We start from the raw sequence: 11822 nt of genomic DNA, 5'->3' as shown, positions 1-11822 counted from the left end.
TCATGCAGCCTGGTCAGGCCCCCCACGGCAATCTTCACCATCGCCTCTGGATGTATGAGGCCATGGTGAAGAGCCGCGAACTCGAAAGCCGGATCAAGACGATCTATTTCGAGGGGAAAACCCCGGTGTTCAATATGGCGAAGGGGCCCATTCCCGGAGAGATGCACCTCTCCATGGGACAGGAGCCTTGCGCCGTGGGGGTCTGTGCGCATCTGCGGCCCACCGATTTCGTGACGGCGACCCATCGTCCGCATCATGTCGCGGTGGCCAAGGGCGTCGATCTGCGAAAGATGGCGGCGGAAATCTTCGGAAAGAAAACCGGCTTGTCCCGGGGGCTTGGCGGCCACATGCACCTGTTCGATGCCGCGGTGAACTTCAGTTGCAGCGGTATCATCGGCGAAGGTATCGCGCCAGCGGTCGGTGCCGCGATGGCTGCCCGGATACAGGGCCGGGACGACGTGGCCGTATCCTTCATGGGGGAAGGGGCGACCAATCAGGGCCAGTTCCACGAAGCCTTGAACCTGGCCGCCCTCTGGAAAGCGCCGGTGGTCTTCATCATCGAGGACAATGCCTATGGCATTTCGGTGTGCAAGGCGGAGAGCACGTCGGTCGCGAGCAATGCCGATCGCGCTGCGGCCTATGGCATTCCCGGTGTTTTCGTGCCGGGCAATGATCCCGACGCCATCCATGCGGCGGCGGGCGAAGCCATCGCCCGGGCGCGGGCCGGGGATGGGCCTACGCTGATCGAACTTGAGACTCATCGCCTTGAAGGTCATTTTGTGGGGGATACGGTCGAATATCGTCCGGTGGAAGAGCGCGAACGACTGGCCGAACTCGACCCCATTCAGCTTTTCCGGAGTCGATTGATCGGCGATGGCCACGAGGCGTCGGAACTGGATGCATTGGACGCGGAGGCCGTGCGCCTGGCGGACGATGCGATCAGCTTTGCGCGCAATTCGGAATATCCCGCTCTCGAGGAGGCCTTCGCCCATGTCTTCGGTTGACGTCATGCAGGAAACAGGCGCCAAGACCCCGGCCCCCAGGCAGCGCCGGTTGACCGTCGCCCGAGCGCTCAATGAAGCTATTCACCAGGAAATGGCGACCGACAGTTCGGTCGTCGTGCTGGGCGAGGATGTCGCCAAGATCGGCGGCGTATGGTCGACCACGGTCGGATTGCTCGATGCCTTCGGTCCGGCGCGCGTGCGCGACACGCCGATTTCCGAATCCGGATTTATCGGCGCCGCGGTCGGCATGGCCGCCGTCGGACTCCGGCCGGTCGTCGAACTGATGTTCGTCGATTTCGTCGGCGTCTGCATGAACTCGATCTACAGCCTTGCCGCCAAGCAGCGTTTCTTTTCCGGCGGACAGGTCACATGCCCGATGGTGCTGATGACGTCGGTCGGCGGCGGCTACAGCGACGGCGGACAGCATTCGCAGACGCTGTATGCGACCTTCGGCCATCTGCCGGGATTGAAGGTGGTGGTGCCGTCCAACGCCTATGACGCGAAGGGTCTGCTCGCCAGCGCGATCCGCGATGACGATCCGGTCGTCTTCATGTTCCACAAGGGCGTGCAGGGACTTGGCTGGCTGGGCACCGTTCCCCGCGCCGCGACGCATGTGCCCGAGGAGGCGTATCTGGTCCCGCTCGGCAAGGCGGCGGTGACCCGTGAAGGCAGCGATGTTACGCTTGTGGGCCTCGGCCTGACCGTCCATCACGCCATCGACGCGGCCGACCAGTTGCAGAAGGAAGGCATCTCCTGCGAGATCATCGACCTGCGGTCGATCGCGCCGCTGGACCGGGAGACTATCCGGGCGTCGGTGCGCAAGACCGGCCGGCTCGTCGCCGTGGACGATGATTATATGAGCTATGGCATTGGCGGGGAAGTGATCGCCTCGGTCTGCGAAGACGCATCGATAACCCTGAAGGCGACCCCGCGGCGCTTGTCCTTTCCCGACATTCCGATTCCGTTCAGCCCGGTGCTGGAGCAGGGGGTTCTGCCCAATAGCGAGAAACTCGTCGCCCTGGCGCGACAAGCCGTTCTGGAGAAATAATCTATGACTGACGTGGCGATTCCCGACGACCTCTGGGACGATGACAGCGAAGGATCGATTTCGTCCTGGTTCTTTTCGAACGGGGATCAGGTCAATGAGGGAGATTTGATCGCCGAAATCATGAATGAAAAGGTGGCGAGCGAGCTGCTCGCCCCGGCGAGCGGCGCTCTGGAAATCCTCGTTCCAGCCGAGGAGCCGATCCGCAAGGGTCAGATCGTCGCGAAGATCGCGGGCTGATGGCGAACGCATCGGGGGCGGAGGACACTGGCGTCCGCCGCGTTCGCCTGGGCGGGGTGCGACGGTTCATTGCTGACAGGATGATGGAAAGCCTGGGCACGGCCGCCCAGCTCAGCTTCCATGGCGAAGCCGATGCGTCCCGCTTGCTGGCCTTGCGCGCGTCGTGGAAGACCGAGGGCAAGGCAACGGGAATCGAGGATTGCCTGATCGCCTGTTTCGCGCGGGCACTCGCGTCTCAGCCGGATCTGAACGGCACGGCGGGCGCGGATGAGATACTATTGTCTCCAACCGTCGATATCGCCGTCGCCATTGCCGCGCCCGACGGCCTGAAAACGCCGGTGATACGCAATGTGGAGCAGAAATCGGCCGAGGCCATCGGAGCGGAACGCAAGGACCTGGTCGCGCGCGCCTTCGCCGGAAAGCTGCAGGTATCGGAGATGAAGGGCGGATCGGCGACAATCAGCAACCTGGGCAACAGCCGGGTTCAGCACTTCACGCCCATTCTCAACAGCGGACAGATGGTATTGCTGGGCATAGGCGCCATCACCTCTCGCCTGGCGCTGGGCGAGGGCGGCGCGATCCGTGAACGCAAGATGATGGGCCTGTCGCTGACGGTCGATCATCGGGTGGTCGACGGGGAACCCGCCGCCCGGCTTCTCACGCGGATATGCGAGGAAATCGAGACCTTCGATCCGGCTGCCTGAAACGCCCGTCAGGCGGGTCCCGCGCGCCGATCATGGTTGGTCGGCCTGACTGTCATGCGCGTCTCTCGAGGGATGTTTCCAGGAATTTCTGCAATTTGGCCAGGCACGGATATGCAAAAAGTCTTTCCCACATAGGAATACTAATATACTACGCTCTTGGTGGTCTCACGAGAGGATTGAGGTGTGAGTTACTGGAATGCAATGAACAAGGTGGCGTTCAGCCACCGCTGGGTGGATGTCGGGGGTTTGAGCACCAGAGTGGTTGAAGCCGGAGAAGGCGATTCCACGGTTCTCTTCCTTCACGGCATTGGCGGCCATATCGAAACATTCTGCCTCAATATCGCGGCGCATGCGAAAGCGGGGCATCGCGTTCTTGCCATCGATATGCTGGGCCATGGCTATACCGCCAAGCCCGATGGCGATTATGAGATCGAACGCTATGTCGATCACGTCCTGGAATTTCTCGAAGTCATGGGCGTGAAGAGCGCGACGTTCGCGGGAACCTCTCTGGGCGGCTGGATATCGGCTCGTATCGCCGCCCGCTATCCCGAAAAGGTCGATCGCCTGTCGCTGATCGCCAGCGCCGGACTGACCGCCCATCCGTCGGTGATGCATAACCTCAAGACCCTGACTGAACGCGCTTCACTGGTCAGTGGTCGCGAAGGCGTTCGCATCCGCCTCGACTTCGTTCTGAAGCATCCGGAATCGCTGACCGAGGAACTGATCGATATTCGGCAAGATATCTATTCGGCTGAAGACTATAAGCGATCGGTCAAGAACATCATGTGCCTTCAGGATATGGAGATCAGGCAGCGCAACCTGTTGACGCAGGCGGAACTTGCAAAGGTGGAGGCGCCGACGCTGGTTGTCTGGACCCATGATGATCCGACCGCGACGCTGGAAGACGGCAAGAATTATGCGAACGGAATTCGCGATTCGCGTTTCGTCGTCTTCCATGAATCCTCCCACATGCCGCAACTCGAGGAGCCGGACCGGTTCAATGCCCTGCACCTGGCCTTCATCGCGGATCCGGCCGCCGTCCAGTCGAGCACAGAAGACCAGGCGTCTTCCAACACCAGCCAGGCGGAGAGCGTATAATGACGATCCAAAAGCTTCATCACGTCGCCTATCGCTGTCGCGATGCGAAGCGGACGGTCGATTTCTATACCAAGGGGCTTGGACTCAAGTTCACCATGGCCATGTCGGAAGACCGTGTGCCCACGACGGGCGCGCGCTGTCCCTATATGCACATCTTCTTCGAAATGGCGGACGGCAGCCATATCGCCTTCTTCGACCTTTCCGAAGCGGAGCCGATGCAACTCGACCCAAACACGCCGCCCTGGGTGCAGCATCTCGCACTTGAAGTGGAGAATGCCGAGGCGCTGGAAGAGCATATCAAGCGGCTGCGCGATTATGGCGTGGACGTGATCGGTCCCATCGATCATAATATCTTCCAGTCGATCTATTTCCATGACCCCGATGGCCATCGGGTGGAACTGACCTATCGCACCGAAACGGCTGAGGCGCTGAAGGAACTAAGCGAACTCGCGGAACCCATGTTGCAGGAATGGGCGGAAACCCGCCAGGTTTCGACAAAAGCTGCCTGGGTCCATCAGTCGCTTCACGCCTGAAGGGAAGGCAATGGATCGGGTTCTGTATGGCTATTGGCGATCGACGGCCGCTTATCGCGTTCGGATCGCGCTGGCGCTGAAGGGGCTTTCCCATGACGCCGTTTCGATCAACCTGCGAACCGGCGAGCAAAAGGGCGACGCGTTCCGGGCGATCAATCGACAGGGATTCGTGCCTTGCCTGGTGGATGGCCCGCACAGCCTGAGCCAGAGCCTGGCGATCCTGGAATATCTGGAAGAGATATATCCCGACCCCCCCCTCATCCCGGGAGACGCGGCGGAGCGGGCACATGTCCGTGCGCTGGCCCAGATCGTCGCCTGCGACATTCATCCGCTCAACAATCTGCGGGTGCTGAAATATCTGGCCGGAGACCTCGGCCTTGAGCAGGAGGGCATCAACGTCTGGGCACGGCACTGGATAGAATCCGGCTTTGCGGTTCTGGAGGATGCGGCGGCGGCTTCGGGCGCCTTTCTGGCAGGAAACAAGCTCAGCATCGCCGATATCTGCCTTGTTCCCCAACTCTATAATGCCCGCCGTGTCGAGACGGACCTCTCGCGCTTCCCGGCGTTGTTGGATCTGGAGGCGCGTCTGCTGCAGATACCCGCCTTCGCTGATGCCCAGCCGGAGCGCCAGCCCGACGCCGTCCCGGTCTGAGCGCCCGGTCGCATCGACCCTGCCTCATCGGGACGGTCGCCGGTGTCCGCCAAGCCCTCAGGCGGGCGTGGTTTCCCTGGCCAGAGCCGGTATCTGACAAATGCCATCGATGCCTAGGGCATGGGCGACCCTGCCAAGGCCCATCCAGCAGGCTATGCAGTAGGACAGATCGACAATCTCTTCATCCGAATAGACAGCCTTGGCGCGCCGCCAGAAATCCTCGTTCCCGGCGATGCCATGCGGGTCGAGGCCCAATCCTTCGGCATATTCGATCGCGATCCGCTCGCGTTCGCTGAAAAGCGGCGCGGTTTTCCATTCCGCCACCGAATCATAGAATAGCTCGTCGGGCGCCGGACCGCCTCGCGTGGCGACCGAATCCGCTTTGCTGCCAAGGGATTCGAGATAGGCTGCCGTATCGCGATCGGAGCGCCAGGTCTGGCAGAGAAGGCATCCGTTGATCTGTGCGGTCCGCGCCCGTGCGGCCTCGAATTCGCGAAGAGAAAGACGGCTATGCTCGTAGGTGGCCTTGGAATAGGCGAAGGCGGGTCCCACCACGTCGGGGGCGTAATGTGTCGCCACAAAGGCGGTTGGCTGCAATTGATGCTCGGCTGGGACGTTTACGCGCATGACATTCTCCTCTGTGGTTCGCCGTCCGTTGCTGGCGGCGGCGTCTGTCGGCCAATCGATACTCCGCGAACGGCTCAAAACAATAAAATATTAGAACTTAAGTTCCTTGCTACCGGTTCGTGGCCGTTGTAGACAAGAGAAAAGAACGGATTTGAGAGGAATGCGATGAGCACCCAGTCAAGGCAGCAATTTCCCACGGCCGAAGTGACCGACAATTTCCTGCCCAGGGATGACCAGTCCAGCGCCGCGTTCGCGCGCTTCGAAGAAGAGCGGCTGTGGCCCTATGTGTGGCAGATCGCCTGTCGGCTTGAAGAGATCCCCCATGTCGGGGATTTCGTCACATACGAAGTGGTGGACGATTCCATCATCGTTGTCCGCTCCAGCGAGACGGAGGTAAAGGCCTTTCATAACGTCTGTCCGCACCGGGGCCGGCAACTGACGGAAGGATGCGGTAAGGCCAGGATGTTCAAATGCCGTTTTCACGGCTGGGAATTCGACCTCGACGGCAAGAATGCCCTGGTCATCGACCGCAAGGATTTCGGTGATTATTTCTCGGACGCGGACATCGCCCTGAAGCCTGTCCGGGTGGACATGTGGGGTGGTTTCGTCTTCATCAACATGGACCCCGATTGCGAGCCGCTCGCCGATTTTCTGGCGCCGGTGGATGACTATTGCGGCAAGTTCAATTTCCAGAACCTGCGCTATCGCTATTACAAGACCGCGATCATGCCGTGCAACTGGAAGACCGGCATGGGCTTCTTCAACGAATTCTACCATGTGCAGCAATCGCACCCGCAGTTGATCGAGCATATGGAGGATTATTCGGCCAGTAGCGGTTTTGGCCGTCATGCCGCGATGTGGTACGACAATGACAGCATTTACCCGTACCAGCGGTCATCGCGTCTTCCCCCCGCGCCCAAGCGGGACGTGCGCGACCACATTCGCGGCGTCGTGACGGAATTCCACAACAATCTGGGGGCGATGGCCAGCGGCCGTTCCTATCGCCTGCTCGAAAAGCTCGATGCGATCCCTTCGACTCTGTCGGATTTCGAGGTGCTGGCCGAATGGGGCCGGATTCAGGTGGAGGAAGCGACCAAGGAAGGCGCGCCCTGGCCCACTGAACTTACGCCCGAATATATCATGGAGAGCCGGCTCGACTGGCATGTGTTCCCGAACACCATCTATCTGCACGGGAGCATCGACAGCGTGATCTGGTATCGTTTCCGTCCCAATGGGCATGACCACGACACCTGCATCATGGATGTCTGGTCGCTGGAATTATATGGCGAGGGGCAGGCGCCTCCGCTCAAGCGGCAGTTCTTCGCCGACTGGAAGGATCCGGCGGCGGACTGGGGGCGCATCCTGGTCCAGGACTTTGCCAATATGCTGGCGGTTCGCAAGGGCATGAAGTCGCGAGCGTTCAACGGTTCGCTGATGAATCCGATACAGGAAAAGTCGGTCACCAATTTCTATCGGTCGCTGCGGCAGTTCATGAATGAAGGGCCCAAGGCGGGGACCTATCAGCGCGACCGGGCCGAAGCGCTGGCGGCTGAATAGGCCATGGATCGCAGGGCAATGCTGGGCGGCGCCGGTGCCCTGGCGGGCGCCGCATGGCTGCCCGCTGGCCTGGGTGCCTCAGTCCATAAGGAAGTGACCATGCTCAGTGTCGAAGAACGGCTGCATGCCATAGAAGAGATATCGGTCCTCAAGGCGCGCTATTTCCGGTTCGCGGATACCCAGGACTGGAACGCCTTGCGGGATCTGTTCACCCCCGATGCGACATTATTCTTTCCGGAGGGGCAGGAGAAGCCTCTTCCCCGCGACGAATCCATCGCGCACATAAAGAAGGTGCTGGCTGGCGTGGTCAGCGTGCATCACGGCCATATGCCGGAGATCGAACTGCTGTCGGCCGACCACGCAACGGGCATCTGGGCGATGGAGGACCTCGTCTTTTTCCCGCCCGACCGCGCCAGGGAGACAGGAGTCGAATCCGTCCACGGCTTTGGCCATTATCATGAGGAATATGTGCGCAGGAACGGCCGGTGGTCCATCCATCGGCTGAAGCTGACGCGCTTGCGGCTGGAGCGGCGCAGCCCCGCCATTGCGATAAGCTGAACTACGTTTCGAAACCAAAGGAGTTATAGACTTGGCCTACATGATCGCGACTTATGACAAGCCCGGCCACGAACATGTCCGGGACCGTGTGCGTCAAAGCCACCTGGAATATCTCGAGGCCAATGTGACGAAGGTGATCGCCGGCGGCGGTTTCCTGAATGACGAAGGGACGTCGGTGATCGGCGGCCTGATCCTGCTGGACGTGGAGACCCGCGATGAGGCGCAGGCGTTCATCGATGCCGACCCCTTCACGGCCGCGGACCTGTTCGAACGGGTCGAATTCGTCCGGTGGCGGATGTCCTTCCTCGATTTCAAGCGCATCTTTCCGGTCGCGGCGCGGTAACGGCGCGTGACCCTGAAGGCGCCTCCCGAACGATGGGACGAGGAAGCGGATGTCGTCATATTGGGATCGGGAGCCGGCGGCCTGACCGCCGCCACGGTCGCGGCGAATGAGGGGCTACATGTTCTCCTGCTGGAAAAACTGCCGGTCTTTGGCGGCGGCGCCGCCATTTCCGGCGGTGTGGTCTGGGTTCCCAACCATGGCGGCATGGATGCGTTGGGGGTCGAGGACAGCCGGGAGAAGGCGGCGCTCTATCTGCGGCGTATCTTGGGCAATCGGGCGCGGTGGGATCTGATCGACGCCTATCTGGATACCGCGCCGGAAATGGTCGAATATATGCATGCCCGGAGCGCCGTGAAGCTGGTGCCGCGGTCGGTGGGGCCGGATTATTATTCAGAGGAAGAGGGCGCGACCTCCGGCGGTCGCATGATGGACCCCGTCATATTCGATGGCCGCGAACTGGGCCCGGCGTTCGATCAGCTCCGCCCGCCATTGCCGACATTCCTGCTCTTCGGCGGAATGATGGTGGGGAAATACGACATTGAAGCACTTTTGAAAGCGCACAAGTCCTGGTCCGCCTTTCGTCATTCGGCGGCGCTGGTGGGGCGATATGTGCGGGATCGGCTGACCTTTCACCGGCGTGGAACGCGGCTGGCGCTGGGTAATGCCCTTGCCGGCCGGCTGCTCCGTTCCGCCATGGATGCCGGCGTTGATCTTTGGAACGACACCAGCGTCCTCGACCTGTTCCAGTCCGCCGATGGTACTGTGTCCGGACTGCATGTGGAGCGCGATGGACGGCGGATTCGGGTGAAGGCCAATCGCGCCGTCGTGCTGGCGACCGGCGGCTTTCCGGGTAGCGGGGATATGATGCGCGCGCATATTCCCTTCCCTGATCTGCATCATTCCATGGCCCCGGCCGCCAATGTCGGGGACGGCATCCGGCTAGGCCTGGCGGCGGGTGGGCGGCTGGATGACATCAACCGCGACAATGGTTTCTGGACGCCGGTTTCCATTCTCCAGCAGGCCGACGGGACCCTGCTCAAATGTCCCCATCTCATCATGGACCGGGCCAAGCCTGGCCTGATCGCCGTCAACGGGGTCGGGCGGCGTTTCGTCAACGAAGCTTCATCCTATCACGACTTCGTGGCCGCCATGCATCGGGACCATGCGTATGTGCCGACGATTCCGGCGACGCTTATCTGCGATCATCATTTCATCCGCAAATATGGAATGGGGCTGGTCCGCCCGGGGCCGGGATCGCACCGCAAGTTTCTCAAGGCGGGCTATTTGTTCCGCGCCGACAGCATTGGTGAACTGGCCGAGGCATTGTCGCTGCCGCCCGAGACGCTGGAACAGACGGTGGAGCAGTTCAATGCGGATGCCCGGTCCGGCGTGGATCGCGCCTTCGGCAAGGGAGACAGCGGCTATAATCGCTACCTTGGCGATGGTGATCATGCGGGCGCGAACCCCTGTCTTGCACCCATAGTGCGCGCGCCCTTCTATGCGGTCAGGGTCTATCCCGGGGATATCGGCACCAGCCTGGGGCTGCGAACCGACGCGCGCGCGCGGGTCGTGGATGACGATGACCGGCCGATACCGGGGCTCTATGCCTGCGGGAACGACATGAACTCTGTCATGGCGGGGACTTATCCTTCGGGCGGCATCACATTGGGGCCGGCGATGACCTTCGGCTATGCGATCGGGCGGGATCTCGCGGCCGCCGCGCAGCAAGCAGCGCCGTAGGCAATAGCGGCATGGACTCCCCCGGAAAACTGCATTAGAATGTTAGAATAATTAATGGAGGCGGATGAATGAGATATAGGGAGGGTAATCCGCCGCTGCCCCTGTCCGCACGGACGGGGGGATGCGATTTCAGCTCGCCCCTCGGTCGACGCCTCGTCCGCGCCCTTCAGGACGCCGCGCCGGGGCCGCTCCTTGTCGACACCGGCTTTCCCGGGCGGCAGCAGGCGGTCGACCGCGACCTCAACCTCCCTGATCGCGGTCCGCTCCTCTTTCGCCTCTGGTCCAACCAATCGTCCATTATAGCATCCTGTAAACAGGCGCGATCTCCCCGTTTCGCCGCCGCCCGCGCGCAAAGCGCCGCCGCCGGATGGCCGGTGGTCGCTCGCCGGTCAGGCGGGACGGCGGTGGTGCATCGTCCCGGCATATGGAATTTCAGCTTGATCCGCTTTGCCGCTCCGGCAGAGGATGTCGCGATAGAGCGTGACTATGCGATGCTCCTGTCCGTCCTGCGCCAGGCGATGGCCCGGATCGGCATCCTCTGCGATCAGGGCGACGTCCCCGGCGCCCATTGCGACGGCAAATATAATCTGCGTTGGCAGGGGCGGAAGCTCGCCGGAACCGCAGCCTGTATCACGCGGCGCGACGGTCGGCCCTTGCGGATCTTTCATGCTGCGCTGGCGGTGGATGGATCAGTGCGGGAGGATCTGGCGGCCATAGAGCGATTCGAGCGCGCGCTGGGAGAGTATCGCGATTATGCGCGCGACGCGCATGTGACGGTGCGCCAGATTCTGGACGAAAACCATATTGGCGGGCGTCCGCATGACGCCCGTCGACCAACAGCCATGGCAGTATAAGGAGTGGAAAATGGCGAATTTCAAAAGAGGATCGGCTTTTTCGTCCGGTGAGGTGAATGCATCGGCCGACGCGATATGGGCCATCCTGCGGGACTGGCCGGCGGTCATGAAATGGGCGGCCAAAGGCCCCGATGCACCGGCCCCGCTTACGGATACGACCTTGAAGGAAGGCAGTCGCGTGGATGTGCTCCCCTGCACCCGCGTGTGCCATTTCGCGCCCGATAGCGGTTTTCCGCCGACTTTTGAGGAAACGCTGATCCACGCCGACCCCGAAGCGCGGCGCATCTATTACAATGTCGAGGGCGTCGCGGCGGGCGGCATGCGCAACTATCTGGCGACGACGATCGTCGAGGATCTGGGCGCCAACCGTGCACGGATCACATGCGAAAGCCGCTTCGACGTGCCCGAGGATGGCGATCCCGACTTTGTGAAAGGCTTTCTGGAGAAGGTTTACAGCATGTCGGTCATCCAGGGGATGGAGCGCGTGGCCCAGCAGGAACAGGCGGCCGTTGCAGCAAGCTGAGCAGAATAATGACGGTGCCTCCATCGGCGTCACCTTCGTCACGGCCGATGGGCGCGAATGTCCGGTCCGGGCGATGAGCGGGACAAGCCTGATGGAGGCCGCGGTCGAATATGGCGTTCCAGGGATCGAGGCGGATTGCGGCGGAAGCTGCGCCTGCGCGACCTGCCATGTCTATGTCGATCCGGAATGGTTCGGCGTCGTGGGAGAACCATCGGAAATGGAGAACGGCACGCTCTATTTCGGCGCTGATCGCCGGCCGACGAGCCGCCTGTCCTGCCAGGTGGTCGTAACGCCGGAAATGGATGGAATGCGGGTGACGGTCGCCCCTTATAGCTAGAAGAGGA

General features: G+C 61.6%; 15 protein-coding genes. 14 read left to right on the top strand and 1 reads right to left on the bottom strand.

What is annotated here, in order from left to right:
• Window positions 1-2 precede the first annotated feature (2 nt).
• From IQ35_RS10115 to maiA, 7 genes are all read left to right on the top strand, one after another.
• Window positions 3-1004 carry a thiamine pyrophosphate-dependent dehydrogenase E1 component subunit alpha gene (locus IQ35_RS10115; RefSeq protein WP_199739936.1) on the top strand — a complete coding sequence of 334 codons (1002 nt, stop codon included), beginning with the start codon at window positions 3-5 and terminating at the stop codon, window positions 1002-1004.
• Window positions 991-2052: an alpha-ketoacid dehydrogenase subunit beta gene (locus IQ35_RS10110; protein ID WP_021245446.1), complete on the top strand. Its 1062-nt coding sequence runs from the start codon at window positions 991-993 to the stop codon at window positions 2050-2052. The genes IQ35_RS10115 and IQ35_RS10110 overlap by 14 nt, the downstream gene beginning before the upstream one ends.
• A 3-nt stretch (window positions 2053-2055) precedes the next feature.
• A complete protein-coding gene (locus IQ35_RS10105) occupies window positions 2056-2289 on the top strand; it encodes a biotin/lipoyl-containing protein (RefSeq protein WP_021245445.1) in 234 nt (77 codons plus the stop codon).
• Window positions 2289-2993 (top strand): 2-oxo acid dehydrogenase subunit E2, encoded by a 705-nt coding sequence (locus tag IQ35_RS10100; RefSeq protein WP_021245444.1) that lies wholly within the window; start codon window positions 2289-2291, stop codon window positions 2991-2993. The genes IQ35_RS10105 and IQ35_RS10100 overlap by 1 nt, the downstream gene beginning before the upstream one ends.
• Before the next feature lie 183 nt (window positions 2994-3176).
• A complete protein-coding gene (locus IQ35_RS10095) occupies window positions 3177-4091 on the top strand; it encodes an alpha/beta fold hydrolase (RefSeq protein WP_145073093.1) in 915 nt (304 codons plus the stop codon).
• Window positions 4091-4624: a VOC family protein gene (locus IQ35_RS10090; protein WP_021245442.1), complete on the top strand. Its 534-nt coding sequence runs from the start codon at window positions 4091-4093 to the stop codon at window positions 4622-4624. The genes IQ35_RS10095 and IQ35_RS10090 overlap by 1 nt, the downstream gene beginning before the upstream one ends.
• A 10-nt stretch (window positions 4625-4634) precedes the next feature.
• Window positions 4635-5276, top strand: a complete 642-nt coding sequence (maiA, locus tag IQ35_RS10085) for a maleylacetoacetate isomerase (RefSeq protein WP_021245441.1) — start codon at window positions 4635-4637, stop codon at window positions 5274-5276.
• Window positions 5277-5333: 57 nt separating this feature from the next.
• On the opposite strand, the gene IQ35_RS10080 is transcribed toward maiA, so the two are convergent.
• Window positions 5334-5903: a carboxymuconolactone decarboxylase family protein gene (locus tag IQ35_RS10080; protein ID WP_021245440.1), complete on the bottom strand. Its 570-nt coding sequence runs from the start codon at window positions 5901-5903 to the stop codon at window positions 5334-5336.
• Between the two features lie 165 nt (window positions 5904-6068).
• Between IQ35_RS10080 and IQ35_RS10075 the strand changes: the two genes are divergently transcribed.
• The 7 genes from IQ35_RS10075 to IQ35_RS10045 all read left to right on the top strand — a co-directional run bounded on the left by IQ35_RS10075 (window position 6069) and on the right by IQ35_RS10045 (window position 11815).
• A complete protein-coding gene (locus IQ35_RS10075) occupies window positions 6069-7460 on the top strand; it encodes an aromatic ring-hydroxylating oxygenase subunit alpha (RefSeq protein WP_021245439.1) in 1392 nt (463 codons plus the stop codon).
• Window positions 7461-7559: 99 nt separating this feature from the next.
• Entirely contained in the window at window positions 7560-8018 is a 459-nt protein-coding gene (locus IQ35_RS10070) for a nuclear transport factor 2 family protein (protein ID WP_031291403.1), read from the top strand.
• Window positions 8019-8058: 40 nt separating this feature from the next.
• A complete protein-coding gene (locus IQ35_RS10065) occupies window positions 8059-8361 on the top strand; it encodes a YciI family protein (RefSeq protein ID WP_236614776.1) in 303 nt (100 codons plus the stop codon).
• A 6-nt stretch (window positions 8362-8367) separates the two neighbouring features.
• Window positions 8368-10101, top strand: coding sequence for an FAD-binding protein (locus IQ35_RS10060; RefSeq protein ID WP_199739935.1), 1734 nt, complete (start codon window positions 8368-8370; stop codon window positions 10099-10101).
• 68 nt (window positions 10102-10169) lie between these two features.
• The gene (locus IQ35_RS10055; RefSeq protein WP_145073090.1) at window positions 10170-10955 is read left to right on the top strand and encodes a lipoyl protein ligase domain-containing protein; all 786 of its coding nucleotides are present in this window, start codon (window positions 10170-10172) and stop codon (window positions 10953-10955) included.
• A 10-nt stretch (window positions 10956-10965) separates the two neighbouring features.
• Complete coding sequence (locus IQ35_RS10050; RefSeq protein ID WP_021245434.1) at window positions 10966-11478, top strand: SRPBCC family protein; 513 nt, start codon at window positions 10966-10968, stop codon at window positions 11476-11478.
• Complete coding sequence (locus IQ35_RS10045; protein WP_021245433.1) at window positions 11465-11815, top strand: 2Fe-2S iron-sulfur cluster-binding protein; 351 nt, start codon at window positions 11465-11467, stop codon at window positions 11813-11815. The genes IQ35_RS10050 and IQ35_RS10045 overlap by 14 nt, the downstream gene beginning before the upstream one ends.
• Window positions 11816-11822 lie beyond the last annotated feature (7 nt).

Source organism: Sphingobium wenxiniae (assembly GCF_007830065.1).
Classification (GTDB): Bacteria; Pseudomonadota; Alphaproteobacteria; order Sphingomonadales; family Sphingomonadaceae; genus Sphingobium; species Sphingobium wenxiniae.
The sequence above is the reverse complement of the archived record's forward strand: the minus strand, read 5'-3'. Positions and strand labels throughout refer to the sequence as shown.

Excerpts from the sequence above, each read along its gene's own strand:
- IQ35_RS10050 (WP_021245434.1), top strand. The coding sequence starts at position 10,966 with ATGGCGAATTTCAAAAGAGGATCGGCTTTTTCGTCCGGTGAGGTGAAT.
- IQ35_RS10110 (WP_021245446.1), top strand. The coding sequence starts at position 991 with ATGTCTTCGGTTGACGTCATGCAGGAAACAGGCGCCAAGACCCCGGCC.
- IQ35_RS10100 (WP_021245444.1), top strand. The coding sequence starts at position 2,289 with ATGGCGAACGCATCGGGGGCGGAGGACACTGGCGTCCGCCGCGTTCGC.
- IQ35_RS10105 (WP_021245445.1), top strand. The coding sequence starts at position 2,056 with ATGACTGACGTGGCGATTCCCGACGACCTCTGGGACGATGACAGCGAA.
- IQ35_RS10090 (WP_021245442.1), top strand. The coding sequence starts at position 4,091 with ATGACGATCCAAAAGCTTCATCACGTCGCCTATCGCTGTCGCGATGCG.
- IQ35_RS10065 (WP_236614776.1), top strand. The coding sequence starts at position 8,059 with ATGATCGCGACTTATGACAAGCCCGGCCACGAACATGTCCGGGACCGT.
- IQ35_RS10115 (WP_199739936.1), top strand. The coding sequence starts at position 3 with ATGCAGCCTGGTCAGGCCCCCCACGGCAATCTTCACCATCGCCTCTGG.
- IQ35_RS10055 (WP_145073090.1), top strand. The coding sequence starts at position 10,170 with ATGAGATATAGGGAGGGTAATCCGCCGCTGCCCCTGTCCGCACGGACG.
- IQ35_RS10075 (WP_021245439.1), top strand. The coding sequence starts at position 6,069 with ATGAGCACCCAGTCAAGGCAGCAATTTCCCACGGCCGAAGTGACCGAC.
- IQ35_RS10080 (WP_021245440.1), bottom strand. The coding sequence starts at position 5,903 with ATGCGCGTAAACGTCCCAGCCGAGCATCAATTGCAGCCAACCGCCTTT.
- maiA (WP_021245441.1), top strand. The coding sequence starts at position 4,635 with ATGGATCGGGTTCTGTATGGCTATTGGCGATCGACGGCCGCTTATCGC.
- IQ35_RS10070 (WP_031291403.1), top strand. The coding sequence starts at position 7,560 with ATGCTCAGTGTCGAAGAACGGCTGCATGCCATAGAAGAGATATCGGTC.